Below are 23391 nucleotides of genomic sequence, written 5' to 3'. Positions count from 1 at the left end.
GCGCGGGCTACGGTTCATCCGTCTCTTGTTCGATGCGATGAAGCAGCGTCGAGAAGGTCTTGAGCAGATCGCCTTCGGGCATCCCTTCTGCACCGAACAAGCGCCGCTGCACGTCGATGGCAAGCGGCAGCGCCTTCCGGACCCGCGTCAGTCCGGTACGCGTCAGTTGCACGTTCTTCATGCGCACATCGACGCTGCTCGACACCCGCTGCACCCAGCCCTTCGCTTCCAGCGTCTTGAGGATCTGTGAGAGCTGCATCTTGTGGATGTCGCTGGTGCGGCTCAGTTCGGCCTGTGACACCTCTTCGCCATGTCGCGTGGCCCAGGCGATCAGCGTCAGCACCGTGAACTGAAGATGCGTCAGATCGAGCGGAGCCATGGCCCGGTCGATCGCCCGCTGATAGCGATGAAACATGCGCCACAGCACGAAGCCGATGGCACGTTCCGGCGCGCCCAGCGACACGCTCGCGAACATCTCCTTCAGTTCATTCGCCTGGGTCTTCATCTCCGTTGCGCTCCATCGTTCTTTGTGAAGAATATCTCACATCCACCAGCACTTGCGCATGGTAAATATCTTTACTATTCTGTTCTTCAAGCCCATCTCGAAGGAGACGCTTCATGAATCAGGTACCACTCGACATCGCATTCTGGAACTACGACCGCGTGCAGGCTTTGAGGGACGGCACGGTCGGCATCGAGGGCGTGGAGGCGCGCTATCACACCGAGCGCATCGTCACGCAGATTTTCGAGGGCATGCTTCGTGCGCGGCGTTTCGATGTCGCCGAACTCGGCATGACCTATCTTCTGCGCGCGACAGACTCAGGCGAGGATCTGCTCGCGCTCCCGGTATTCCTGAACCGGTGTTTCCGCCACTCGGCCATCTACGTCAACAAGGCGAGCGGCATCGAAAGCCCCGCTGATCTGACGGGCAAGCGGATCGGCGAACTGGCGCTGTACGGACACGACGCGGGCGTCATGGCAAAGGGCATGCTGTCCGACGATTACGGCTTCGACCCGGCACAGTCCCGCTGGCTGACAGGCGGAATCGACTTTCCGATGGACCCCATCGATTTCGTGGAACGGCCTCATCCGCCGGGTATCGAAGTGGAATGGGCATCGAAGGAAGTCGACCTGGGGAAGCTGCTCGAAGCAGGCGAGATCGACGCCCTGATCTCCGCCGATGTCCCCGCATGCGTGCTGCAAGGCTCGCCCAAGGCAGGCCGGCTCTTCGAGAACTTCGTGGAAAAGGAACGTGACTACTTCGCGCGCACCGGCATCTTTCCCATCATGCACACGGTGGCGGTGCGCCGTTCGCTGGCGGAGGAACAGCCTGAGATCGTGAAGGCTATCTATCGCGCATTCTGTCTCGCGAAAGACGCCACGCGCGAAGCCCTAAAGAAAGGCATGACCTTCAACAACATGGCGATGATGACGCCCTGGCTCACCGATCTCATGCAGCAAAACGTAGCGCTGCTGGGCGACGACTGGTGGCCCTACGGCATCGAGCGCAACCGCAAGGCGCTCGATGCCATCCTGCGCTATCACTACGAGCAGGGGCTCACTCGCAGGCGTCATACGATCGAAGATCTCTTCATTCCGGATCTTCTGGCTACGTGACGCTTCAGTCCAGCGCCTTCCCGCCCGTCTCTTCGAACATCGAGACGGCGATCAGCGAGATCAGCACGCAGCCGATCATGTACCACGCGGGCGCCATCTTGTTGCCCGTCGCGCGGATCAGCCACGCCGCGACCAGTTGCGCCGTGCCGCCGAACGCCGACACCGCGATCGCATACGCGCTCGACATATAGCCCGCGCGCAGATGCTTCGGGAAGTTCTCGGGCATCAGCGCATAGGCGGGCGCGGAGCCCATCGTGTAGCACAGCATCAGCACGATCAGCGCGGCAAGCACCACCGGCAGCGACGGAAAATGCGTCATCACCCAGAACGCCGGATACAGCAGCACGATCAGTGCGACACGTCCGATCAGCGTCAGCGGCTTGCGCTTGCCCATGCGGTCCGACCACGCGCCATAGATCGGGCACATCACGAGCGAGATCACGCTGGACGCGACGCCCGCGAGCATCGACATCTTCGGCGGCAGCCCGAGGTACTGGATGCAGTACGTCGGCATGTAGTACATCATCACGTACGTCGATACCGACATGCCCATGATCGAGAAGATCGTCAGGAACCAGTTGCGCACGTAAAGGCCGCGCTTCGGATCGTCGCGTGTGGCCGCGGCCTTCGCGGCAGGCGGCTCTTCCTGGATATGACGGCGCAGATAGATGCCGACCGGCGCGATCAGCGTGCCCATCATGAACGGAATGCGCCATCCCCAGCTGTGCATGGTGTCGTCGGAGAGCAGGAAGCCGAGGCTCGCCGCGAGACCCGAGCCGAGCAGCGCCGCCGCGCCCTGGCTCGCCAGCTGCCAGCTCGCGCGAAAGCCGCGGCTCGCCGTGCCGCCCATTTCGAGCAGCGTGGCCGTGGCCGCGCCGAACTCGCCGCCTTGCGCGAAGCCCTGCACCAGACGCGCGACCACGATCAGCAACGGCGCCGCCAGTCCGATCTGCGCATACGTGGGCGCAAGGCCGATGGACGCCGAACCGATTGCCATCAGCAGGATAGTCAGCGTGAGCGCGGGCTTGCGGCCGGCGCGATCGGCATAACGGCCGAGCACGAAGCCACCGAGCGGACGCATCACGAAGCCGACCGCGAACACCGCGAACGCGAGCAGCGACGACGTCACCGGATCGTTCGACGGGAAGAACTGCCGGCCGATGGTCAGCGCGAAGTAGCTGTAGACCGTGAAGTCGAAGAATTCGAGCAGATTGCCGATGACCGCCGCGAAGACGATCTTGCGCTGCTGCGCGGGCGACATCTGCACGTCGTGCGCGCCCGCGCCGGAAAGCGATTGCGTCGTGGCGTTCATGCGCGGTCCTGGCTCAGGAAACGTTCAACGAGCCGCGTCCAGAAGGCCGCGCCAACCGTCAGGTTGTCGTCGTTGAAATCGTAGCGCGCGTTGTGCAGCATCGGCTGGCCTTCGCCGTTGCCGAGCCGCACGAAGCAGCCGGGCACCTTCTGCAGATAGAACGCAAAGTCCTCGCTGCCTGCAATCGGCGGAAACGGCGAGATGATCTTCTCCGGCCCGACCAGTTCTTCCGCGACCTGACGCGCGAACTCCGTCTCGGCCACGCTGTTGACGAGCACCGGATAGCCGCGAATGAAATCGATCTCGACCGTCGCGCCATACGCCTGCGCCTGCGCTTCGACCAATGCGCGAATGCGCTGCTCCAGCGTCGCGCGCACCGTGGGCGAGAACGAGCGCACGCTCATTTCGAGCGTGGCGTCTTCGGGAATCACGTTGGCCGCGAAGCCCGAACGGAACGCGCCGACCGTGACGACCGCCGCCTCGTTCGGATCGACATTGCGCGCGACGATAGTCTGCAAGCCCATCACGATGCTGCTGCCGACCACGATCGGGTCCACGGCGAGATGCGGACGCGCCGCGTGACCGCCCCGGCCGACGATGCGCAGCTTGACCGTATCGCAGGCCGCCATCAGCGGGCCAGCGCGAAAGCCGAAGGTGCCGGTCGCGACGCCCGGATGATTGTGCAGACCGAAAATGGCTTCGCAGGGGAACCGCTCGAACAGGCCATCGGCGATCATGCGTTCCGCGCCGCTGTCCGAACCGGCTTCCTCGGCGGGCTGGAAGATCAGGTGGACGGTGCCGTCGAAGTTGCGCGTCTTCGCAAGATGCTGCGCCGCGCCCAGCAGGACGGTGGTGTGACCATCATGGCCGCACGCGTGCATCTTGCCGTCGTGAACGCTCGCGTAGGGCAGGCCGGTCAGCTCCTTGATCGGGAGCGCGTCCATGTCGGCGCGCACGCCGACCGTGCGCTTGCTCGTGCCGGCCGTCAGCGACGCCACGATCCCATGTCCGCCGACATTGCGGGTCACCGCATAGCCCCAGGCTTCGAGCTTCTCGGCCACGAATTGGGACGTCGCCGCTTCTTCGTACGACAGCTCGGGATGCTGGTGAATGTGATGACGGATTTCGTCGAGTTGCGGGCGGGCGTCGGCGAGATCGGCGAGTTGGCAGAAATGCGGTTCGTGGGCGTGATTCATGGCGCGGGGCTCCTCCTGTTATGGCTGCGCGGAAGTCATACGGCGAGTATTGCACCGACGAAAAACTCGACCGATGACTGCAACGCATCCAGAATGTTGCTTTCAGGTCAACAATGGACGGATGAAGTGAGCGATTCGATCGAGGACATCGGCGAGCGCCCGCTGCGCTATCTCGCCGAAATCGCCGCGACCGGCGGCATGCGGATGGCGGCGGAAACGCTGGGCGTGAATCCATCGGTGATCAGCCGGCAGATTGCGGCGCTGGAGCGGCGGCTGCGCTTTCCGCTGGTCGAGCGGCGCGGCCGGCAGGTGGTGGTGACGGAAATCGGACAGGTGCTGATCGAGCATTACCGCGACGGCCAGCGGCGTCAGCGCGACCTCGCCGCGCGGCTGGAGGAATACCGCCACCTGCGGCGCGGCCGGGTGGCGCTAGGCGTCGGCGAAGGATTCATCGGCAATCTGATTGCACGCGCGCTGCAGCGCTTCTCGATGAAATATCCGGACATTCTGGTCGAGATCCGCTCGGGGCCGACGCCCGCCGTGCTCTCGATGGTGCGCGACGATGCCGTGGACATCGGCCTTTCCGCCCGTTCCGCCGACGACCCCGCGATGCGCATCCATCCGTTCGCCGCGCGCCCGCTGTGCGCGGTGGTGGCGCCGACGCACCGTTTCGCCTCGATGCCGAAGGTGCCGCCCGCCGAGCTGGACGGCGAGCGGCTCATTTTCATGACGGAGGCGTTCGGCGTGCAGCAGTTCGTGCAGTCCCTGCTCGACGACGTGCGCCTCACCGTGATCCCGGCGTATCGCGTGGATCTGTTCAACACGGCGCAGACGCTCGCGGCGGCGGGACTGGGCGTGGCGTTCATGTCGTCGATCACGGCGCGGCGCGGCATCGACCTGGGCGAACTGGTGGCGGTGCCGATCGATCATCCGATCGCGGCGGGCTTCGCGAGCCAGATGATGACGCGCGTCGGGCGTCGCTTGTCGCCTGCGGCGGATCACCTATGGAAGCAGCTTGCGCAGAGCTTTCTGGAAGAGAAAACGCGTCACGGCTCCACGGCGTGATGTGACGCCTGCTCCCCGATCCAGCGCTCGAAGGCCATCACGGCGTCATCGTCAGCGCGCTCGGCATTCACGACCAGCGTGTAATCCGGTCCGCGCCACACCGGCCCCGCAAGCGGACAGACGAGACGTCCGGCCGCCATGTCGCGTTCGATCAACGGCAGCGACGCCAGCGTCACGCCAAGCCCTTCCGACGCCGCGCCCAGTTGCAGAAAAACATGGTCGAAGTCGAGATGGCGTGCGCCCTGCATGCCCGGTGCGCCCGCCGCGCGCAGCCAGTCGGACCACGCCGTGCGCGTGCTCGTGGAATGCAGGAGCGTGTGGTGGCGCAGATCGGCGACGGTATGAATCGGATGGCTCAGCAGCATGGACGGACTGCACGCGGGCAGACGGACGTCGGGCATCAGCGTCTTCGAGAGCAGGCCGCTGGCTTCTTCCGGACCCGAACGCACGCCGATGTCGAAGGCATCGCCGACATAACGCAGCCTGCGCGACGTGGTGGACAGCCGCACATCGATATCCGGATAGCGCGCCTGGAAGTCGGCGAGGCGCGGGATCAACCAGCACAGCGCGAAGCTCGCCAGCGCATTCACGCGCACGACGCCCGTGATCCGGCGCGTGATCGATTCGTGGCGCAGCCGCGTGACCGAACTGCTCAGGCGCGCGAAGGCGCCATTGACGTCATTGAGCAAGGCGGCGCCTTCGTCGGTGGGCACGACGCCGCGCGAACGGCGCTCGAACAGCGGCACGCCGAACCAGTCTTCCAGCAGGCGGATCTGCTTGCCGACCGCCCAGTGCGTGACGTGCAGGTCTTCCGCCGCGGCGGCGAAGCTGCCCAGGCGCGCCACGGCCTCGAAGTGCCGCAGCGCGTTCAGGGGCGGCAGCCTGTCGGGCTCGTTCGAGGTGCGTCCGCGTGTACTCATCAGGCTCATGAGGTGACTTTTTCTCCCGTCTCACCCGATTTTACGTCAGGTGACGTGCATTTCAGGGCGACCTAGACTCGGAGGCTCAGAACCATCACGCTTATCGAGGCATGCGACTCTTTTCTTTTTCTTCCCCGGCCACGCCCGTGGCTGACGAGCGCGGCCAGCCGGGCGTCGAAACGCGCAAGCGCGTCCTGTGGCTCTGTTGCACGGCCCATGCGCTGCACGACGGCTACACCGACATGATCTACGCGCTGCTGCCCGTCTGGCAGTCGGACTTCGGCCTGGGCTACGGCGCGTTGGCCATCCTGCGCGGCGTGTACGCGGGCACCATGGCGACGCTCCAGTTGCCCGCCGGACGTCTCGCGCGCACGTGGGGCACGCGCGCGACGCTCGCCTGCGGCACGCTGCTGGCTGCGCTGGGGTATGCGGTCGCGGGCTTGTCGGGAACCCTGCTGGGCTTGTGCGTGGCGCTGGCCATCTCCGGGAGCGGCTCGAGCACCCAACATCCACTGGCTTCGGGCGCCGTCTCGCGCGCGTATGGACGCCAGGCGCGCGGCCCGCTGAGCGTCTACAACTTCGCGGGCGACCTCGGCAAGTCGGCGCTGCCCGCGACCATCTCATTGCTCATCACCGTCATGCCATGGCGCCACGCGCTGTGGGCGATGTCGTGCATCGGCATGCTGATCGCGGCGGTCATTGCACTTTTTTTCCCGTCGATCCCGCGTAGCGCCACCGTTGACGACGCGCCCTCGAAGCAGGCCGCCCAAGGCGCGCGTTCCGGCTTCTCGCTGTTGCTCACGATCGGCGTGCTCGACACCGCCGTGCGCATGGGTCTGCTGACCTTCCTGCCCTTCCTGCTGAAAGCCAAAGGCATCTCCCCCGCGATGATGGGCACGGCGCTGGCGCTGGTTTTCATCGGCGGCGCGGCGGGCAAGTTCGCGTGCGGCTGGCTCGGTGCGCGCATGGGTCCGATCGGCACCGTTCTCGTCACCGAAGGCGGCACGGCGGCGCTGATTCTCGCCGTCATCCATCTGCCGCTCGCGCCTGCGCTCGCCGTGCTGCCGCTGCTGGGGCTGATGCTCAACGGCACATCGTCCGTGCTGTATGGAACGGTGCCGGAACTGACGCCGGTGGAACGCACCGAGCGCGCCTTCGCGTTGTTCTATACCGGCACCATTGCGTCAGGTGCGCTCGCGCCGGTGGCTTATGGGCTGCTTGGCGACAGGATCGGCGTGCAGGACGCCACGATCGCGACCGCGCTGACGGCGCTGGTCATCGTGCCGATTGCGCTGATGCTGGGACGGCATCTGCGCGAGACAGGCAGCTGAAACGAAGAGATTCAGAGCGACGCCGAAGCGTCGAGGAGCATTCGAACGGGGACATCGGGCCGGACTCGCACAGCCAGGCGCAGCGCTTCGGCCTGAGTCGCCGTGACGACCGCGAAGCAGCCGTCGCCGTGCGGAAATTCGATGCGCCATCCCGCGCAGGAACGGGGGCGAACTACCGTCTCGGAGAAGTCAAAGCCTTCGGAGGTGACCACGGTCGTTCCAATGAAGAAAAGTGTTGCCAAGGCGGGTGATTGTGCCATGGCGAGGCTCGTTCGCCTGAGTCTTCAGGAAGGCCAGATACTACTTTTATCAAAGCTCACGCATTTTTTCCGTTGGGCATTCAGCAAAAGCTCGACACTCTTGAAGCGTTGATCAATTGTTCGCCCGCTCCGACCGTCAGACCGTGGCTTCCCTCGAACACGAAGCGCACTTGTCGACGTAGGTTAGTCGAAAGCTGGACAGCTTAAATTATTGCCTGAATCTCCACTTTCGACGCAGCCTTGAACAGCAAGCCGCACCTCGTAGAAGCCGATCCCATCGACACGGTTCCCTCAACCTCTACGCCGGCCTACGCGGGCCGTCATCCGCTCACGCGCGCCTTCGACACCTTCGCCAGCGCGGTCACGCGTTGGGCCGGGTCGCCGCTCGCTTTTGCGCTTGCGGTCATCTCGGTCGTGGCCTGGATCGTCACCGGGCCCGTATTCCACTATTCCGAAAACTGGCAGCTGGTCATCAATACCGGCACCACGATCGTGACCTTCCTGATGGTCTTTCTCATTCAGCAGAGCGCCAACAAGGACAGCGTCGCTGTCCATTTGAAACTCAACGAGTTGCTGGCGTCGAACCGCAAGGCCAACAATCAGCTGATCGGGATCGAGGACGCATCCGAAGACGAGCTGCGCAAGCTGGCGGCAGCGTACCTGAAGCTGGCCTCCGGCGAAAACGGCGCGCCGCGCGCCGCGGACCCCGATGTCAATGCCGCCGCCGACATCGCTCGCCGCCTGGCCGACGCGCAGCACCGCTCCGCAAAGAACAAGCACTGAAGCGTCCCGGCTCTCGTCGTGGAAACGGCCATTGCGTACGACCATGTCTGTACGCAATGCCTTTCCATTCAAACGAGAACACGATGACCTACCTTCCCTATAGCGACAACATCGAGAAGATTCAGCCGGACGAACAGGAATAGATCGACGGCATCATTCAAGGCATGACGCAACAGACCAGCACGGTGGAAAAGCGCGAAGGCCACGCGGTGGGCGTCAGTCACGCGAAGAGTTCGGCGTGCGTGACCGGTGAGCTTTATATGCCCGAGTTGCCGCCGGAGCTGGCGCAGGGCTTGTTCGCCACGCCGGGCACCCATGCGGTCGCGATACGGTTCGCGCAAGGTCCGGGCGAGACACTGGGCGCTCGCGTCTCGACGCATCGCGGTATTGCAGTCAAGGGGTTCGACGTCAAGGGCGAGAAGCTGCCGGGCCATATGGACGACACGCAGGACTTCGTGTTCGCGACCGGCCCGACCTTTCCCTCGGGCACCGCGCAAGGCTTCTTGCGTGACGCGCGAAGAGCGCGGTGTCGAATCTCGCGCGCAATCTCAACCGCCTGCTGACAAAGGTCGCGGAGCCGAGCGCCAAAACAGACGTCTTCGGCCACCCGTACAGCCATCCGCTCGTCGATGCGTACATCAGCCAGGCGCCGGTGCGCGTCGGCGACTACGTGGCGAAGCTCGGCGCGTTTCCTGTCCCGGCGGCGCAGGATGAACTGAAGGACTGGACACTCGATCCGCACGAGGACGAAGACGGCTTCCGGCACGCCGCCGTGGCGTACTTCGCCGGGCGCGATGCGATCTTCGAATTGCACGCGCAATGGTGGACCCAGGCGGAGACGCAGCCGTTCAAGGACGCATCCGTGGAATGGCCGGTCGAGGAAGCCCGTATCGAACGATTGCGACGCTGCGCATTCCGCGTCGGGCCGCTTATGGCCTCGCCGCTTACTGCCCGCTCGCTTCGGTCATGCGGGCGCGGCTCCAGGTGTACCGCGCGCTATCGACGTTCCGTCACGAACAGAACGGCGTCACTGCGCAGAACCCTTCGGGCATCGACGAGATTCCGCAACAGCGCAAAACCGCCGCCCGGCCGCGCCGCGTTCACGTCGACTCGATTACTTCGCGAATCCGCGCCGCCAGGTGATCGAGTGCAAAGGGCTTGGTCATCACATGCATGCCGGGTTCGAGATAGCCGTCGCGGATCACGGCATTCTCGGCGTAACCGGTGATGAACAATGCCTTGAGCGTCGGGTAGTTCACACGTGCCGCGTCCACCATCTGGCGGCCGTTCATGCCGCCCGGCAAGCCGACGTCGCTCACCACGAGATCGATCGGCACGCCGGATTGCAGCACGGCGAGCCCGGCCGCACCGTCACCCGCTTCGAGCGCCACATAGCCCAGCTCACGCAGAACCTCGATGACGAGCATGCGCACCGCCGGCTCATCGTCGACGACGAGCACCGTCTCGCCGGTGCGCGCTTTCGGTACTTCGTCGAGCATGGTTGCCGGCTCTTCCTCGACGGGCGCCGCCACGTGCCGCGGCAGATAGATGCAGACCGTCACGCCCTGCCCCGGTTCGGACAGGATGCGGACCTGTCCGCCGGACTGACGCGCGAAGCCATACGTCATCGAGAGCCCAAGACCGGTTCCCGCGCCGAGCGGCTTGGTCGTGAAGAACGGTTCGAAAGCCTTCGCGATGACCTCCGGCGTCATTCCGACGCCCGTATCCGCGACCGACAGCGATACGTATTCGCCGGGCGTCACGTCTTGCGCACGCGCTGCTTCGTCATCGAAGCAACGGTTCGACGTTTCAATCCTCACCCGGCCACCATCCGGCATTGCATCGCGGGCGTTGATGCACAGATTCAGCAGCGCGTTTTCGAGCTGGTTCGGATCGACTCGCGTGGTCCAGAGGTCCGCCGTGGGGGCGACTTCAATCACGATTCCCGGTCCCACCGTGCGTCTGATCAGTTCTTCCATGCCCGAGACGAGCCGGTTGACGTCGGTTGCCTTCGGGTCGAGCGTCTGGCGCCGCGAGAAGGCCAGCAACCGGTGCGTCAGCGCCGCGGCCCGCTTCGCGGCGCTGAGCGCGTTGCTGAGATAACGCTCCGTGTGCTTCAAATCGCCTTGCTGCATGCGCAGGCGAAGCAAGTCGAGGCTGCCGGTGATGCCCATCAGAAGGTTGTTGAAATCGTGCGCGAGGCCGCCGGTGAGTTGTCCCACCGCTTCCATCTTCTGCGATTGCCGCAGCTGATCTTCAAGATGCCGCTGACGCGTCAGCTCAACGCCGACACCGGTGCGCCGCAGCGGCTTCTTGTCGCCGTCGAAATAAGTGTGACCGCGCGACAGCACCCATCGAACTGATCCGTCCGGGTGGCAGATGCGATATTCGAGTTCCAGATCGCCGCTGTTGACGAGCCCTCCCGCCATGGTGGCCGCAAGCGTCTTGCGGTCGTCGGGATGGACATTCGCCAGGAAGCGCTCGCGCTTGATACCGGCCGCGCCTTCATCGGCATCGATGGCATAGAGAGCCGATATGTTGCGGTCGCAGGTGAACTCGTCGCTCGCCACGTCATAGGTCCAAACGCCCACGCCACCCACGGCGCTCAAGGCCAGGCGCGTGAAATCCATTGAATCGCGCAAGGCCGTGCTTTGCTGCATGTCGGATGAGATGTCGCGCCCGACGGCGTTGATCAGGTTTCCGCCCGGCCTCGTCGACCAGCTGATCCAGCGATAACTTCCGTCACGATGCCGGTAGCGGTTGTCGAATCGGTTGTGCGCGCCGCCCTCGGACAAGGTCCGGGCGCCCTGCTCGGTGCGGACCAGGTCGTCGGGATGAATGAGATCGAACAGATTCGAATCGAGCAGCTCGCCTTCGGTCCAGCCAAGCACTTCTTCCCACGCGGGATTGACGGCCGTGATCCGGCCTTCGAACGTGCAGCGCAGCATGATGTCCGATGACAATTGCCAAAGCGCGTTCCGGTCCTCGGTGCGTTCGCTGACCAGCCGTTCGAGATCCGAAGACTGCTGCCGTTGCTGATGGATGTCCGTATTGGTGCCAACCCATCCTTCGACTTCGAGCGCCGTGTTCATGACCCGTCTCGCCCGCACCAGGAACCATCGATACGCACCGTCGAAACGGGCCACGCGACATTCCACCTGCAGCGGCGTACCGGCTTCGAGCGACCGCTGCCATGCATGGCGCGCGCTCTGCCGGTCGTCGGGATGGATGATGTCGAACCATGCGGCCGGGCCTAACAGGCTGCCTGCCGTCTTGCCCGTATAGAGCAAGGCCGGTTCGTTGAACCAGTAGAAGTCACCGTTGGCGCGCGCCGCCCATACGTGATTCGGCATGGCTTGCGCAAAAGCGCCGAACTGAGCTTCGCTGATGCGCAGTGCGCGTTCGGTGCGCGAGCGCTCGGCCGCCACGCGCACCCGGGAAGCGACTTCACGAATGAACATCAGCTCGTCGTCGCGCCAGTCGCGCGGCTGCGCATTCAGGACGAACAGCATGGCGACGAACGTCCCCCGCTCGTGAATCGGCACATTCACGAACGACGCGGCGTGCTTGTCGATGAGCGCCTGCGCGTGCGCGCCCGTGCGGCTGTCAAGCCTGACATCGTCGATCACGACGGTCACGCCGTTCCTGAGATCGTCGATATACGAACCGTAGTCGCGAAACTGAAGCGGGCCGTGCAGCTTCTGCGCATCTCCGGCCACCCAGTGCCGTTCGATCGTGACCGTTTCCGCCGTGCTGTCCACAATGCCGTAACCGACGAGCGATACCTCGAGCGTCGTGCCGAGCACTTCGGCTGCCGCGAATGAAATGTCGTCGGGCGACGCGAGATCGCGAATGCGCTCGCTGAGCAAGGCAAGCGCGAGCTGCATGTGCTGCGTGCGCCGTCTGGACTGCTCGGCGGCATCGAGCGCCATGCCCGCGCGATGTTCGGCCGTCCGGTCCATGACGATCTTCACGAAACCGAGATGCGCGCCGTCATCGGCGCGCAAAGGCATCATCTCGCCGGACGCCCAGAAGCGCGTGCCGTCCTTGCGCAAATGCCAGCGCTCATCGTCGGCGCGGCCATGGGCCAGCGCGTCGCTCATTTCCTGTTCGACGCGCCTCTCTGCGCAGTCTTCCGGCGTGAAGAGGCGTCGCGCAGCGTCGCCGCGGATTTCCTCGGCGGACCAGCCGAAGATCTGGCTTGCACCCCGGTTCCAGTCGGTGATGATGCCGGCCCGATCCGTCGCGATGATCGCAAAGTTCACGCTGCTGCTGAAGATCGCGCGAAGGCGCTGCTCCGCAACGGTTTGTGTGCTGCCGGGGGTGGGACTCATCGCGTCGCCGGATTCTTGCAGAAGCGCTTCGAGTTCTGCGATCCGCTGACGCAGTGTGGTGAGTTCGTCGTTATGCATGTGGTTCGATCCGGCGTGACGCTCGCTGGCAAAAAGTGCCTTGCCCACGACGCGACTGCAGCACGGTCCGGGCACTTTTGGCCGAAATCCGCGATGCCTGCGCCCCGCCAAGACGGCAAACAAAAGCCCGCGTGGTCAGCGGGCCAAGCCACGTCACTGGAGACATGGAGGAGACCACGTCAATCTAGGCGCTTCTGTGTTTTCATGCAACTGGAGCGCGAGGCGCTTGACCGCATTTTCAAAAGGAGGCTCAGATGAACGCATTCAAGGTCGACTGGACCGCAGCACAGTTTGATCAACTCCGCAACAACGTCAGGAACTTCACTGTCCCTTCTCTTCCACCCGAGGACGGCTGGTCTTACGGGTGCGATCCAGCCTACCTGAGATCGTTCCTCGATTTCTGGGTCAACGAGTTCGACCTCGACGCCTGTGTGCGCGAACTGAACCGTTTCCCTCAAATCATGGCCCGGGTCGATGATCTGGATATCCACGCCATTCATGTCGTCGGCGAGGCGCGCGGAACCAATCCGCTTCTGCTGCTTCACGGCTGGCCTGGCTCGATCGTCGAGTTCCGCGATGTCATCGAACCGCTGGCGTTTCCGTCGCGGTTCGGCGGCAGCGCAAGCGACGCATTCGATCTCGTGATTCCCTCGCTGCCGGGTTTCGGCTTCAGCGCGAAGCCCGCTTCTCCCATCGGCGCGCGGACGACCGCCCGCATCATGAACGCGCTCATGCGGCAACTGGGCTATGACCGGTATCGGGCGCAAGGCGGCGACTGGGGATCAGGCATCGCAGCGTGGCTGGGTATCGAGCATCGTGCCGCCATCGAGGGCATCCACTTGAACTACGTGCTCGTCCATCCCGATACCCAGCCGCAAACGGACGAAGAGCGCGAATGGAGAATCAAGGTCGAGCGCACGCAACAGACACTCGGCGCGTACGCGCAACTTCAGCAGAGCAAGCCCGCTTCGCTTGCCTATGCCATGCATGACAACGCGGCGGCACAGGCGGCATGGATACTCGAACGCTTCCACGACTGGTCGGATCGGCGGGAGAGAGGCTTTGAAGCAATCTTCTCGAAAGAGCGACTGCTGACCAACATTCTGGTCTACCTGATGAACGATGCCTTCGCATCGGCGACGACCTTCTATCTCGGCAGCCGGATGGAAGGCGTCCGGCAGATGCCGTCCGGGCACACCGTCGATGTCCCGACGGCCGTGACCTGCTATCCGGATCCACGCATGCCGGCGCCGCCGCAGAGCTGGGTGCGCAGGGGCTACGATCTCAGGCGCTGGAACGTGGCGCCGCAAGGCGGACACTTCGCCGCGATGGAAGCGCCAGCGTTCTTTGTCGAGGACATGCGCGGCTGGCTGAGCGAGTCACGCCGATAGCGGACGGTCGAGGCGCAGCTGCCTCATTGTGTGCCGAACGCCTTTTTGAATTGGCGCGCAATACCGACCGCCGCATCCCCGCCCGGTAAAGATGCGCGAAGCGATGGAGGAAGTGAAAGCATCTGTTACGGCGCGAATCCGGCTTGCCACGGCTTCCCGTATCGCCGAATGAGCGGTACGAGCTGATCGGGAAGGCTCTATCCAACACGTCCGCTCTCCGCGGTGTTCCTGCTCAGCCCGACACAGGCTGGCAAACACCGTCCAACTCTCACACGCAAGGAGACGGACATGGCAGACAATGCTTCAATCACCCACGTGCTCGAGCGGCGCGTCGAACGCCGCGAGAAGCGCCGCCAGTTTTTTCGCAGCGCGGGCGGTCTTGGTTTAGGGCTGGTAGGCGGGACCATTCTCGGCGCATGCGGGGGAGGCTCGGGCGATAACGCCAACGCAGCGACCGGCCCGACCGATGCCGAGATTCTCAACTTCGCGCTGAACCTGGAGTATCTCGAAGCGACCTTCTACGCCTATGCGACCACTGGCGCCGGCCTGCCCGCCAATCTCATGAGCGGAACCGGCACGCCCGGCAAGGTGATTCCGGGTCAGCAGGTGACCTTCTCCGATCCCGTCGTGGCCGCCTATGCACGCGAGATCGCGAAGGATGAACTCGAGCACGTGGCCTTTCTGCGCACGGCGCTGGGCACGTCAGCCGTGGCCATGCCTGCGCTCGATGTAGGCGGCACCGATCCCAACGGCGCGTTCTCCCTCGCGGCTCAGGCTGCGGGCCTTGCGCCCGCCGGCACGCCGTTCAATCCCTATCTGAATGACAATAACTTTCTGCTCGGCGCCTTTATCTTTGAAGACGTGGGCGTCACTGCCTATAAAGGCGCTGCGCCGCTCATCACCAACAAGACCTATCTCGAAGCGGCCGCCGGCATTCTGGCAGCCGAGGCCTATCATGCGAGCCTCGTCAGGACCGTGCTCTATTCGAAAGGCATCCAGACGCCGAGTCTGGTGACTGCAACGCAGGCCATTTCCGATGCACGCGATTCGCTCGATTCATCCAGTGATGTCGATCAGGGCATCGCCGGCGTGAACGCGGATATCTCCAACATCGTGCCGCTCGATAACAACGGCATCGCCTTCAGCAGAAGTTATGACGACGTGCTCAACATCGTCTATCTGAACAAGGGCGCGGTGACGCAGGGCGGGTTCTTTCCTGCCGGCGTCAATGGCACGCTTCACATGAGCAGCGCTTTCGCCTAAAACGGATTCAATCACCTGGATGACCGGTCGCGAGGGCTTCAAGGCTCGCGATCGGGCCAACAAACCTTTGGAGTTTCTTCATGCGCGATTTGTCCGCGGGTGCATGGCGTGTCCGAATCCGGCTCGTGATGGGCGTTTCATTCCTGCTCACGGGCGTGGCTTTGCAATTGCTTCACTTACGGTGAACCTTGTTGCACTGATCGTTTTTCAATCTTCACTTGAATCCATTTATCAGGAGGAAAACACGTTTTGATGATCCGGCTATTCGATCGATCCGTGCTTGTCGGTGTGAGCGTTGCGGCGTTGGCCGTTGCGCTCGCGGGCCTGTGGCTCAAACATGATGCGCCGCGCGTGGACGATCAAATGCAATCCGCACGGCAACGCGACCTGGTGTCCGCCGGGCCGGTACGGGAGCAGCCCGTTCCTGCGGCTCCGATTGTACAAACGCCCAGTGTGGCGAGTGCAGTGCAGGACGAGAGCAAGAGCACACCCGAAGCCAATCGGCCCGATGCAGAAGCCAGACCGGCTCCGGCGGCGAAGAGCGTCCGTTCGGACCGCCCGTCGAGCGCGAAAGCACAAGCCAAACGATCCGCGCGTCTTCGCGATGACGTAGCGCAGGCTCACAAGCCGACGACAGCCTCTCAACCGCCTCCGGCGCGTGAGGCTGACCCGCTGCCCGTCAATGAACCCCAAGCGGCCGAGACAGCGAAGCCAGCCGTGTTGCCAAGCGAGCCACCGCTGTCCAACACGACGGCGCCCGAACCGGTTCGATCAACTCCATCAGCCGATACATCGACCGGTCCAAAAACCCGCAAGCAAGTGCAAGACGAACTGCGCGCCGCAAGAAGCAACGGCGCCCTGCCTCGCTTCGGCAATCCGGATCCGGCTGGACCCGGCGGTTCGCCGGGCAACCTGAACCGATCGTCCGAGTAAGCGAAGGCCAGGCTTCCTGCATCCGGCACGCGCGCCCGTCCGTATTCAAGTGAAGAACCCAGGCGCTCTTTCACTGCTTTGGGATCGGTCACAGGAACACCATCAGGAGATCGCCATGAATCAGTCAACCGCTTCGAGCAAGGTCTTTATCATCGGTGCGGGCGCATTGATCGCGCTTGCTTCATCCGTCGCTGTTGCGGGCGGGAACGGCAATGGTGGAAACGGCAGCGGCGGCTCGCACGGCGCCGCCACGGCCGGCATGACCTATCACAGCGAGCCCGTTTCGAGTCCGTGGAATCGCGTACCGGGCGACATGAGCATGAGCAGCAATGCACGCCCGCGTGAGAACGATGCGTCGACAACCGCAAGCCGCGACACGCGCCAGATGCCGAAGTCCACGGAGTAAGTGCACCAGCGCGCGAGCCGAACGCCCGAGGCCGCTATTTCACCTGCGCCGCAGCGGCCAGCTTTCGCACGCCCTCCTTCGCATCCTCGTTCGAGTTCATGAAGGTGGTCACGACGTCGGTGATCGCGCCCGCCGTCACCGGCGATTGCAGTTCGCCGAACGCAAGCGACGGAAAGAAGCTGCCCGACTTGAGCGTCGCCTGCTCGTCGGCGCGGGACTTCTTCGCGCAACTGTCGAACTTGTCCATCGGCACATCCAGCCTGACCGGAATCGATCCCTTGTTCAGGCTGAACTGCTCCTGAAACCCCGGTGACATGATCGTCCGGGCCATCGCGAGCTGTCCCGGCGTCGCGTCCTTCTTGCCGTTCTGCTGGAAGAACACGAAGGCATCCGCCGTGTACGTGAAGGACTGCGCCGTGCCCGGCGCAGGCGCGCACACGAAATCGACATCCGCCTTCTTGTTCGCGTTCAGAAACTCGCCCTTGGCCCAGTCGCCCATGAACTGCATGCCGCCCGAGCCGGAGATCACCATGGCCGTCGCGAGGTTCCAGTCGCGGCCGTGATAGGCCTTGTCGAAGTAGCCGCGGATCTTCTGCACGGTTTCGAAGACCTGCACCATCTGTGGCGACGTGAGCGTCTTCTGATCCAGATCGATGAGCGCCTTGCGATAAAACTCCGCGCCCTGCGACAGCACGACCGTCTCCCAGATGGTCATGTCCTGCCACGGCTGTCCGCCGTGCGCGACCGGCGTGATGCCCGCCGCACGAAACTTGTCGGCCAGCGCGAAGAACTCCGGCCAGGTGGCCGGCGGCTGGCCGCCTACCTTGTCGAGGTCGGCCTTGTTGATCCACAGCCAGTTGATCCGATGCACCGAGAACGGCACGGCCACGTAGTGACCGCGCGACTTCATCGCCTGATCGATCGGTGCGGGCAGATGGCTCTTCCAGTCGGTGGCGGCCGGATCGATCGTGACGAGCACGCCCTGGTCGGCCCAGTCCTGGATCAACGGCCCCTTGATCTGCGCCGCCGATGGCGCATTGCCCGAAATCACCTGCGTCTTCAGCGCCGTCATTGCAGCCGTGCCCGATCCGCCCGCCACGGCAAAGTCCTTCCATTCGTAGCCCTGCTTGCTCATGTCGTCCTTGAGCACGCGGATGGCCTTCGATTCGCCGCCCGATGTCCACCAGTGCAGCACCGAAAGCGCTTCTGCCGCGTGTCCTGCCTGCATGCCCGCGACGAGCAGTGCGACTGCCGCCGCCATCGACGTCAGGTGTCGTTTCATTCCAGTCTCCGAAGGTTTTTTATGGATGCAACGCAATGCAGCGTGTGCGCCGCCGGACTACAGATCGAGCCCGAGTTGCGACCGGCCGAGCGGCGTCAGGTCGTCCTCCGTGGCGCGGCCGATGAAGTCGGTTTCGAAGTGATCGGCGGGAAAGTCGGGCGGGCTTTCGCCCTTCAGGAAGCTCGGCCGCTGGCGCTTGAGATAAGCGTCATTCTTGGCGCACGCGGGCGCCGACGCGATATACATCACGTTGCTGTAACCCGCGCCCTTGTGCTCGTCCTCGACCGCATGAATCACGTCGCTGTGCCAGAACACGGTGTCGCCTGCCTCCATCTTCGGGATCGACGACAAGGCCTCGAACAGCGGCGCATGAAACTCCGGCTGGATCGAGAGCGCGCGGCCGGGCATCGCGCCGCACAGGTCGTCATCGGCGACATCGTCCTGAAGCGCGCGCAACAGGATGTACGCCATGACGTTGGCGATGGGCACGAGTTGCAGCGTGCCGTCGCCCGGACCTTGCGGCGTCAGCGCGGTCCAGCCCTGGAAGGTGCGGAACATCGAGCACACGGCAGGCGATGCGATCTCCTCCACCTCGGTGCGACGCGCGGCGTCGAAGGCATCGTAGGCGCGCCAGTTGCCCGCGAACACGTGACGATAGACCTTGCGGAAATTGCTCTCGATCCAGCGCTCGACGGAGCCGCCGTCGCAATGCGCCGAGAGCCCGAGCGATGCCGACCCCGGCGGCCTGCGACGCAAACGGTCGGCATAGACGGGCACGCGCGCGGGATCGAAATGCACGCGTCCTTCGCTCTCGTGACGCCATAGCGCGTTGAGGAACATGCGCGCCTCGGTCAGCGCTTCCGACTGGCGCGCGAGCACTTGCGGCTTCGACCAGTACACGCCGTAGATCTGCGGCTTGCTGGACGCCAGCTGACCGAAATACTTGTCTTCAGCGCGATGTTCGAGACGCTGGTCGAGATGATTGCGCTCGACATAGGCCGCGATGTCATCGTCCCAGTCCTGCACCCGCGCACGCGGAAAAACGCCGCGAATCACGCACGCGCCGCGCGCCTTGACGAGCGCGATGTGCGCATCGGAGACGCACTTGCCGGCGATATCCGCATACTGGATTTCAGGGATGACGTTCTCGCCGCGATCGCGCTGTGCAGCAATGCGCCGCGCTTCCTCGCCAATGGCTTGCTCCACTTCCGCGAACACCTCGCGATAGTTCGGCAAGGCCGCGCGCAGTTCCTTCTTTGCCTGACGGATCGCGCCCGGCAAGTCGTCGATATGCAGCGCCATGATCGTCTCCCTCGTGAATAGCTTGAGCGAAAGCATATGACGCGCGCCAAAACGCCGGTGATACTATTCAGGCAATCTCTTCGCGTATCCGGTCATGAAACCAGCGTACGAACACGTGGAGTTCGGCGAGGATTGTTCGGTGCGGGTATACCATCGGCGGCTGCCGCGCATTCCGTTCGAATGGCACCATCATCCCGAGTACGAACTCACGCTCACGATGAACAGTCACGGCAAGCGCTATATCGGCGATTCCGTCGATGACTACACTGCGCAGGATCTCGTGCTCGTGCCGCCGGATTTGCCGCATACGTGGTCATCGAACCGATCCGTCGAGCCATCCGCGCCGCAGGTGGCCATCGTCATCTGGTTCGACGGCGACTGGGCGCGGCGCATGGCGGATTGCTGCCGCGAATACGAGCCGCTGCGCAGGCTGTTGCGCCGCGCCGCCTGCGGGCTGGCGTTCGAGCCGCCGGCGGGCGAATGGATGCGCGGCCGTCTGGAAGCGTTGCTGTCGAACGTGGCGCGCGAACGCCTGAGCGCCGCGCTCGATATCCTCTGCACACTCGCCGATGCACCCGGCCGCCCGCTCGCTTCGCCCAGCGCCTTCAATCAGACCGATACCGGCCCTTCCGGTCATGAGCCGGAACGCATCAACCGGGTGTTGTCCCTCATCGATGCACGCTTCGCCGAACCCTTGCGGCTCGCGGACCTGAGCGCGGCTGCGAGCCTCTCGGAACGCACGCTCACGCGTTACTTCGTGCAACACATCGGCGAGAGCGTCGGGCGGTATATCGCGCGGGTTCGCATCGGCCATGCGTGCCGGATGCTCGGCGACACGTCCTTGCCCATCTCGGTGATCGCCACCCGTTCAGGCTTCGCGAACGTCGCCAATTTCAACCGGCAGTTCAAGGCGGCGAAGCTGATGACGCCGGCTGAATATAGGCGGCGCTTCGTGACTGAACGTGGCGCCGCGCAGGATGAAGCGGCTCGTCTGACCGAACGGTCGCCGTCGCTGCAACGCACGAGGAAGCAACGGCGCGAGCGCGCATGAGCTTTATGCAGCGATGCCGTCCGATGCCGTTCCATCGATCACGCCCTTGCCCTGACTGCGCCGCCAGCTGGCGGGCGGCATGCCGAACTGGCGCTTGAACGCGCGGTTGAATGCCGCTTCCGAGTCGTAGCCCACGCGCTCGGCGACCGCCGCGATGGAGTGTAGTCCGGACAACAGGTCTTGCGCTGCGATTTGCAAGCGCCAGCTGCCGAGGTATTGCATGGGCGCTTGCCCGAGCAGTTGCGTGAAGCGTTGCGCGAACGCGGAGCGCGACAGGCCGACGCGGCGCGCGAGTTCATCGACGGTCCAGTCATGACCGGGCTGCGCGTGCAGCGCGGCGAGCGCCTTGCCGACGAAGCGGTCGCCGACGCCCGCCAGCCAGCCGCGCCGGTCGGCGGGCATGGCAGTGATGCAGCGCCGCACGGCCTCGACGAACAGCAGTTCCGACAGCCGCGCCAGCACCGTTGCGCTGCCGGGCCGCCACTCGGCCGCCTCCGCCGCCGCGAACTTCAGTGACGATTCGAGCCACGCCGAGTGCGGATCGTTGCGCATGTCGACCTTGAACAGACGCGGCAAGGAAGACAGCACCGGATTGGCGAGCATGTCGTCACACGCGAGAAAGCCGCAGATGATGCGCGTGCGCGTGCCCTCTTCCACATGCGCCACACTCGTCGGGTCCGGGCCATAGTTCAGACGCATCACTTCGCCCGGCGAGGTTTCCAGATATCTCGCCACCATGACGTCCGCCGGCACGGGCGCGAGCGCGAGCGAACTGCCCATCAGATGCGCTTCGCCCTGCGGCACCACGATGAGTTCGCCCGCATCGACACGCATGGCCGAAGCGGGGTCATCGGTCAGGGATGCCCAGCAACTGCCTTCGACAATCAGGTGATACGACACGACGCGCTCGGCACGCGGCAGGAAGGCCGAGCACAGCGCGGGCGACACGTGACCGATCACGCACCACGGCGCGGTGAATTCGCCGTTGAGATACACCGCGCCACTGAGACGCAACAGGCGGAGAACGTCGGAAAGCGCATCCATGAGGAGTCCAGGATCCGGCGTCCTGCGCAAGACATCTGGACGCACGGTCATTCATAAAATTCGCCCGCGCGCCAATACTTCTCTTCACGCGATGCCTCTTCGACAAGAGGTTAAGCGCACCGGATCGAAACGCCAACCCGCAACTGCGGGGGATGCCCGCAAACGGTCGCCGCATGCGGCGCAACGGGACAGTGCGGTCCGGAGACGATGAAGGAAGTGCCGAAGACAAAAGCTTGATTCGAGACGTCCGGCTGCCTTCGCTCAACTCATCCATCAGGAGTCACGACATGTCCGCAGTTGCTTCCGCTATCCCGTCCGTCACCGATCTCTCCGCTGTCAAAAGCCGTCAACAAGCCGCCTGGTCGACGGGCAACTATGCCGTGGTCGGCACGACGTTGCAGATCGTCGGCGAAGCACTGTGCGAGGCGCTGGACCTGCGTGCGGGAAGCCGCGTGCTGGACGTCGCGGCGGGCAACGGCAACGCGACCCTCGCTGCCGCGCGACGCTGGTGCGAGGTCACGTCCACCGACTACGTCGCCGCGTTGCTCGATGCAGGCCGCGCACGGGCGCAGGCGGAAGGACTCAATGTGCACTTCGAGCAAGCGGATGCCGAAACACTGCCGTTCGAAGACGCCTCGTTCGATGTCGTGATGTCCACCTTCGGCGTGATGTTCACGCCGGATCAGGAACGCGCCGCCAGCGAGCTCATGCGCGTATGCAGACCGGGTGGAAAGATCGGGCTCGCGAACTGGACGCCGGACAGTTTCATCGGCCAGGTGTTCAAGACGATCGGCAAATACATCGCGCCGCCTGCGGGCGTCATGTCGCCGGCGCTATGGGGCAGCGAGGCACGCCTCGCGGAACTGTTCGGCGGCCATGCGGCGCGCATCTCGACGATGAGCCGGCAGTTCGTGTTCCGCTATCGCTCGGCGGCGCATTTCATCGACGTGTTCCGCACGTATTACGGCCCGATGAACAAGGCGTTCGCCGCGCTGGAAGGTGAACGGCAAGCCGCGTTTCTGCGCGATCTGACCGCGCTGATCGACAGCCGCAACTGCTCCGGCGACCGGACGCTCGTGTTGCCCAGTGAATATCTCGAAGTGGTGGTGGAACGAAAATGATCCTGCTCAAACGTCATTTCTCTGGGGCGCCGGACGTCTGCCTGCACCTGTGTTCGCTCGTGTTCCTCGCGAGGCTCCGCTACGGCTCCACGCTGGTCGCGCTGCCGTTGTGCTCGTCGATGTGCTTCTTCGCGTTTCGTTTCGTGCTTTCGGTATATGGCGTAGCGGCCTGACGCTGCGCGCCTTGCCTGGCCCGGTGGCCTCGGCAAGGCGCGCAGCGACATCATGGTTCGGAGGAACGCATGATCTTCTATCTCTATGTGCTGTTCGAGAAGGCGCTCGAACTTGCTGAGCACGGCCGTCGCGATTCATATCTGCGCGACGCCGCCGATATCGCCGAGCTCGAACGCCGCATGCGTTCGTTCGACAAGAACGACAGCGACACTTGACGAAGTCCGCCACACCGCGTCAGAAAAACGAAAGGGATTGCAAGCAAAAAACGGAAAGGCAACTGTCAGCGAACCCGCTCCGCCGCCCCCATCACCAGGCATTGCGCCCGGAACGCTTCCCCCTGACTGCTCGCGGCGGCATGGCTCAAACCCTTGCCGAGCGCGTCGAGCTCCACCTGCGAGGCGTGGCGGACACAAGACGCGCTATCGATATCGCGGCCCTGCGCGTGCAGCGCGGTGCGATCGGCGACCAGATACGCAACGAGCGCGAATACAGCAATGTTGAATGCTTTTCTCATGCTTGTCTCCTTGG

Annotated in this window: 24 protein-coding genes; 14 read left to right on the top strand and 10 right to left on the bottom strand. The window is 64.0% G+C overall.

What is annotated here, in order from left to right:
- Positions 1–7 precede the first annotated feature (7 nt).
- Positions 8–505: a MarR family winged helix-turn-helix transcriptional regulator gene (locus tag QCE63_RS15615; RefSeq protein WP_309834221.1), complete on the bottom strand. Its 498-nt coding sequence runs from the start codon at positions 503–505 to the stop codon at positions 8–10.
- A 113-nt stretch (positions 506–618) separates the two neighbouring features.
- On the opposite strand from QCE63_RS15615, the gene QCE63_RS15610 reads away from it, so the two are divergent.
- A complete protein-coding gene (locus QCE63_RS15610) occupies positions 619–1617 on the top strand; it encodes an ABC transporter substrate-binding protein (protein WP_309834220.1) in 999 nt (332 codons plus the stop codon).
- A 4-nt stretch (positions 1618–1621) separates the two neighbouring features.
- Here the strand turns inward: QCE63_RS15610 and QCE63_RS15605 are convergent, their stop codons facing one another.
- Both QCE63_RS15605 and QCE63_RS15600 read right to left on the bottom strand, forming a co-directional pair.
- Positions 1622–2929: an MFS transporter gene (locus tag QCE63_RS15605; RefSeq protein WP_404990128.1), complete on the bottom strand. Its 1308-nt coding sequence runs from the start codon at positions 2927–2929 to the stop codon at positions 1622–1624.
- Positions 2926–4125: a M20 aminoacylase family protein gene (locus QCE63_RS15600; protein ID WP_309834219.1), complete on the bottom strand. Its 1200-nt coding sequence runs from the start codon at positions 4123–4125 to the stop codon at positions 2926–2928. The genes QCE63_RS15605 and QCE63_RS15600 overlap by 4 nt, the downstream gene beginning before the upstream one ends.
- 126 nt (positions 4126–4251) lie before the next feature.
- On the opposite strand from QCE63_RS15600, the gene QCE63_RS15595 reads away from it, so the two are divergent.
- The gene (locus tag QCE63_RS15595; protein ID WP_309834217.1) at positions 4252–5190 is read left to right on the top strand and encodes a LysR family transcriptional regulator; all 939 of its coding nucleotides are present in this window, start codon (positions 4252–4254) and stop codon (positions 5188–5190) included.
- Here the strand turns inward: QCE63_RS15595 and QCE63_RS15590 are convergent.
- The gene (locus tag QCE63_RS15590) at positions 5172–6110 is read right to left on the bottom strand and encodes a LysR substrate-binding domain-containing protein (protein ID WP_309835463.1); all 939 of its coding nucleotides are present in this window, start codon (positions 6108–6110) and stop codon (positions 5172–5174) included. The genes QCE63_RS15595 and QCE63_RS15590 overlap by 19 nt on opposite strands.
- Before the next feature lie 110 nt (positions 6111–6220).
- Between QCE63_RS15590 and QCE63_RS15585 the strand changes: the two genes are divergently transcribed.
- Entirely contained in the window at positions 6221–7441 is a 1221-nt protein-coding gene (locus QCE63_RS15585; RefSeq protein WP_309834215.1) for an MFS transporter, read from the top strand.
- 11 nt (positions 7442–7452) lie between these two features.
- Here the strand turns inward: QCE63_RS15585 and QCE63_RS15580 are convergent, their stop codons facing one another.
- Entirely contained in the window at positions 7453–7701 is a 249-nt protein-coding gene (locus tag QCE63_RS15580) for a hypothetical protein (protein ID WP_309834214.1), read from the bottom strand.
- A 240-nt stretch (positions 7702–7941) separates the two neighbouring features.
- Between QCE63_RS15580 and QCE63_RS15575 the strand changes: the two genes are divergently transcribed.
- Together QCE63_RS15575 and QCE63_RS15570 are read left to right on the top strand one after the other, a co-directional pair.
- Complete coding sequence (locus QCE63_RS15575) at positions 7942–8484, top strand: low affinity iron permease family protein (protein WP_309834213.1); 543 nt, start codon at positions 7942–7944, stop codon at positions 8482–8484.
- Between the two features lie 164 nt (positions 8485–8648).
- Positions 8649–9047, top strand: coding sequence for a hypothetical protein (locus QCE63_RS15570; protein ID WP_309834212.1), 399 nt, complete (start codon positions 8649–8651; stop codon positions 9045–9047).
- A gap of 537 nt (positions 9048–9584) precedes the next feature.
- On the opposite strand, the gene QCE63_RS15565 is transcribed toward QCE63_RS15570, so the two are convergent.
- Positions 9585–12896, bottom strand: coding sequence for a PAS domain-containing protein (locus QCE63_RS15565; protein WP_309834211.1), 3312 nt, complete (start codon positions 12894–12896; stop codon positions 9585–9587).
- Positions 12897–13150: 254 nt separating this feature from the next.
- On the opposite strand from QCE63_RS15565, the gene QCE63_RS15560 reads away from it, so the two are divergent.
- The 5 genes from QCE63_RS15560 to QCE63_RS15540 all read left to right on the top strand — a co-directional run bounded on the left by QCE63_RS15560 (position 13151) and on the right by QCE63_RS15540 (position 16889).
- Positions 13151–14287, top strand: a complete 1137-nt coding sequence (locus QCE63_RS15560) for an epoxide hydrolase (RefSeq protein ID WP_309834210.1) — start codon at positions 13151–13153, stop codon at positions 14285–14287.
- 288 nt (positions 14288–14575) lie between these two features.
- Positions 14576–15550 (top strand): ferritin-like domain-containing protein, encoded by a 975-nt coding sequence (locus QCE63_RS15555; protein WP_309834208.1) that lies wholly within the window; start codon positions 14576–14578, stop codon positions 15548–15550.
- 19 nt (positions 15551–15569) lie between these two features.
- Complete coding sequence (locus QCE63_RS15550) at positions 15570–15803, top strand: hypothetical protein (protein WP_309834206.1); 234 nt, start codon at positions 15570–15572, stop codon at positions 15801–15803.
- Positions 15803–16483, top strand: coding sequence for a DUF4148 domain-containing protein (locus tag QCE63_RS15545; protein WP_309834204.1), 681 nt, complete (start codon positions 15803–15805; stop codon positions 16481–16483). Before QCE63_RS15550 ends, QCE63_RS15545 begins: the two co-directional genes overlap by 1 nt.
- A gap of 115 nt (positions 16484–16598) precedes the next feature.
- Positions 16599–16889 carry a hypothetical protein gene (locus tag QCE63_RS15540; RefSeq protein ID WP_309834202.1) on the top strand — a complete coding sequence of 97 codons (291 nt, stop codon included), beginning with the start codon at positions 16599–16601 and terminating at the stop codon, positions 16887–16889.
- A 34-nt stretch (positions 16890–16923) separates the two neighbouring features.
- Here the strand turns inward: QCE63_RS15540 and QCE63_RS15535 are convergent, their stop codons facing one another.
- Together QCE63_RS15535 and QCE63_RS15530 are read right to left on the bottom strand one after the other, a co-directional pair.
- Positions 16924–18171 carry an ABC transporter substrate-binding protein gene (locus tag QCE63_RS15535; protein ID WP_404990126.1) on the bottom strand — a complete coding sequence of 416 codons (1248 nt, stop codon included), beginning with the start codon at positions 18169–18171 and terminating at the stop codon, positions 16924–16926.
- 57 nt (positions 18172–18228) lie between these two features.
- Positions 18229–19473, bottom strand: a complete 1245-nt coding sequence (locus QCE63_RS15530; protein WP_309834200.1) for a DUF1479 domain-containing protein — start codon at positions 19471–19473, stop codon at positions 18229–18231.
- 94 nt (positions 19474–19567) lie between these two features.
- Between QCE63_RS15530 and QCE63_RS15525 the strand changes: the two genes are divergently transcribed.
- Positions 19568–20524, top strand: a complete 957-nt coding sequence (locus tag QCE63_RS15525; protein ID WP_309834199.1) for a helix-turn-helix domain-containing protein — start codon at positions 19568–19570, stop codon at positions 20522–20524.
- 3 nt (positions 20525–20527) lie between these two features.
- Here QCE63_RS15525 and QCE63_RS15520 read toward each other — a convergent pair whose 3' ends face one another.
- Entirely contained in the window at positions 20528–21568 is a 1041-nt protein-coding gene (locus tag QCE63_RS15520) for an AraC family transcriptional regulator (RefSeq protein WP_309834197.1), read from the bottom strand.
- A gap of 287 nt (positions 21569–21855) precedes the next feature.
- Between QCE63_RS15520 and QCE63_RS15515 the strand changes: the two genes are divergently transcribed.
- From QCE63_RS15515 to QCE63_RS15505, 3 genes are all read left to right on the top strand, one after another.
- Complete coding sequence (locus QCE63_RS15515; protein WP_309834196.1) at positions 21856–22689, top strand: class I SAM-dependent methyltransferase; 834 nt, start codon at positions 21856–21858, stop codon at positions 22687–22689.
- On the top strand, positions 22686–22862 hold the full coding sequence (locus QCE63_RS15510) for a hypothetical protein (protein ID WP_309834195.1): 177 nt from the start codon (positions 22686–22688) through the stop codon (positions 22860–22862). Before QCE63_RS15515 ends, QCE63_RS15510 begins: the two co-directional genes overlap by 4 nt.
- 69 nt (positions 22863–22931) lie before the next feature.
- On the top strand, positions 22932–23078 hold the full coding sequence (locus QCE63_RS15505; protein WP_309834194.1) for a DUF3563 family protein: 147 nt from the start codon (positions 22932–22934) through the stop codon (positions 23076–23078).
- Positions 23079–23143: 65 nt separating this feature from the next.
- Here QCE63_RS15505 and QCE63_RS15500 read toward each other — a convergent pair whose 3' ends face one another.
- On the bottom strand, positions 23144–23377 hold the full coding sequence (locus QCE63_RS15500) for an adhesin (protein ID WP_309834193.1): 234 nt from the start codon (positions 23375–23377) through the stop codon (positions 23144–23146).
- Between the last annotated feature and the right edge of the window lie 14 nt (positions 23378–23391).

The sequence above is a fragment of the Caballeronia sp. LZ065 genome (assembly GCF_031450975.1).
GTDB lineage: Bacteria > Pseudomonadota > Gammaproteobacteria > Burkholderiales > Burkholderiaceae > Caballeronia.
Note: the sequence above shows the minus strand (reverse complement) of the source record. Positions and strands in the feature narration are given on the sequence as shown.

Coding starts and splice junctions, on each gene's coding strand:
- QCE63_RS15605 (WP_404990128.1), bottom strand. CDS start 2,929: ATGAACGCCACGACGCAATCGCTTTCCGGCGCGGGCGCGCACGACGTG.
- QCE63_RS15520 (WP_309834197.1), bottom strand. CDS start 21,568: ATGGATGCGCTTTCCGACGTTCTCCGCCTGTTGCGTCTCAGTGGCGCG.
- QCE63_RS15500 (WP_309834193.1), bottom strand. CDS start 23,377: ATGAGAAAAGCATTCAACATTGCTGTATTCGCGCTCGTTGCGTATCTG.
- QCE63_RS15585 (WP_309834215.1), top strand. CDS start 6,221: ATGCGACTCTTTTCTTTTTCTTCCCCGGCCACGCCCGTGGCTGACGAG.
- QCE63_RS15515 (WP_309834196.1), top strand. CDS start 21,856: ATGTCCGCAGTTGCTTCCGCTATCCCGTCCGTCACCGATCTCTCCGCT.
- QCE63_RS15525 (WP_309834199.1), top strand. CDS start 19,568: ATGAAACCAGCGTACGAACACGTGGAGTTCGGCGAGGATTGTTCGGTG.
- QCE63_RS15590 (WP_309835463.1), bottom strand. CDS start 6,110: ATGAGTACACGCGGACGCACCTCGAACGAGCCCGACAGGCTGCCGCCC.
- QCE63_RS15550 (WP_309834206.1), top strand. CDS start 15,570: ATGACCGGTCGCGAGGGCTTCAAGGCTCGCGATCGGGCCAACAAACCT.
- QCE63_RS15535 (WP_404990126.1), bottom strand. CDS start 18,171: ATGAAACGACACCTGACGTCGATGGCGGCGGCAGTCGCACTGCTCGTC.
- QCE63_RS15600 (WP_309834219.1), bottom strand. CDS start 4,125: ATGAATCACGCCCACGAACCGCATTTCTGCCAACTCGCCGATCTCGCC.
- QCE63_RS15570 (WP_309834212.1), top strand. CDS start 8,649: ATGACGCAACAGACCAGCACGGTGGAAAAGCGCGAAGGCCACGCGGTG.
- QCE63_RS15610 (WP_309834220.1), top strand. CDS start 619: ATGAATCAGGTACCACTCGACATCGCATTCTGGAACTACGACCGCGTG.
- QCE63_RS15510 (WP_309834195.1), top strand. CDS start 22,686: ATGATCCTGCTCAAACGTCATTTCTCTGGGGCGCCGGACGTCTGCCTG.
- QCE63_RS15615 (WP_309834221.1), bottom strand. CDS start 505: ATGAAGACCCAGGCGAATGAACTGAAGGAGATGTTCGCGAGCGTGTCG.
- QCE63_RS15530 (WP_309834200.1), bottom strand. CDS start 19,473: ATGGCGCTGCATATCGACGACTTGCCGGGCGCGATCCGTCAGGCAAAG.
- QCE63_RS15545 (WP_309834204.1), top strand. CDS start 15,803: ATGATCCGGCTATTCGATCGATCCGTGCTTGTCGGTGTGAGCGTTGCG.
- QCE63_RS15580 (WP_309834214.1), bottom strand. CDS start 7,701: ATGGCACAATCACCCGCCTTGGCAACACTTTTCTTCATTGGAACGACC.
- QCE63_RS15540 (WP_309834202.1), top strand. CDS start 16,599: ATGAATCAGTCAACCGCTTCGAGCAAGGTCTTTATCATCGGTGCGGGC.
- QCE63_RS15555 (WP_309834208.1), top strand. CDS start 14,576: ATGGCAGACAATGCTTCAATCACCCACGTGCTCGAGCGGCGCGTCGAA.
- QCE63_RS15560 (WP_309834210.1), top strand. CDS start 13,151: ATGAACGCATTCAAGGTCGACTGGACCGCAGCACAGTTTGATCAACTC.
- QCE63_RS15565 (WP_309834211.1), bottom strand. CDS start 12,896: ATGCATAACGACGAACTCACCACACTGCGTCAGCGGATCGCAGAACTC.
- QCE63_RS15505 (WP_309834194.1), top strand. CDS start 22,932: ATGATCTTCTATCTCTATGTGCTGTTCGAGAAGGCGCTCGAACTTGCT.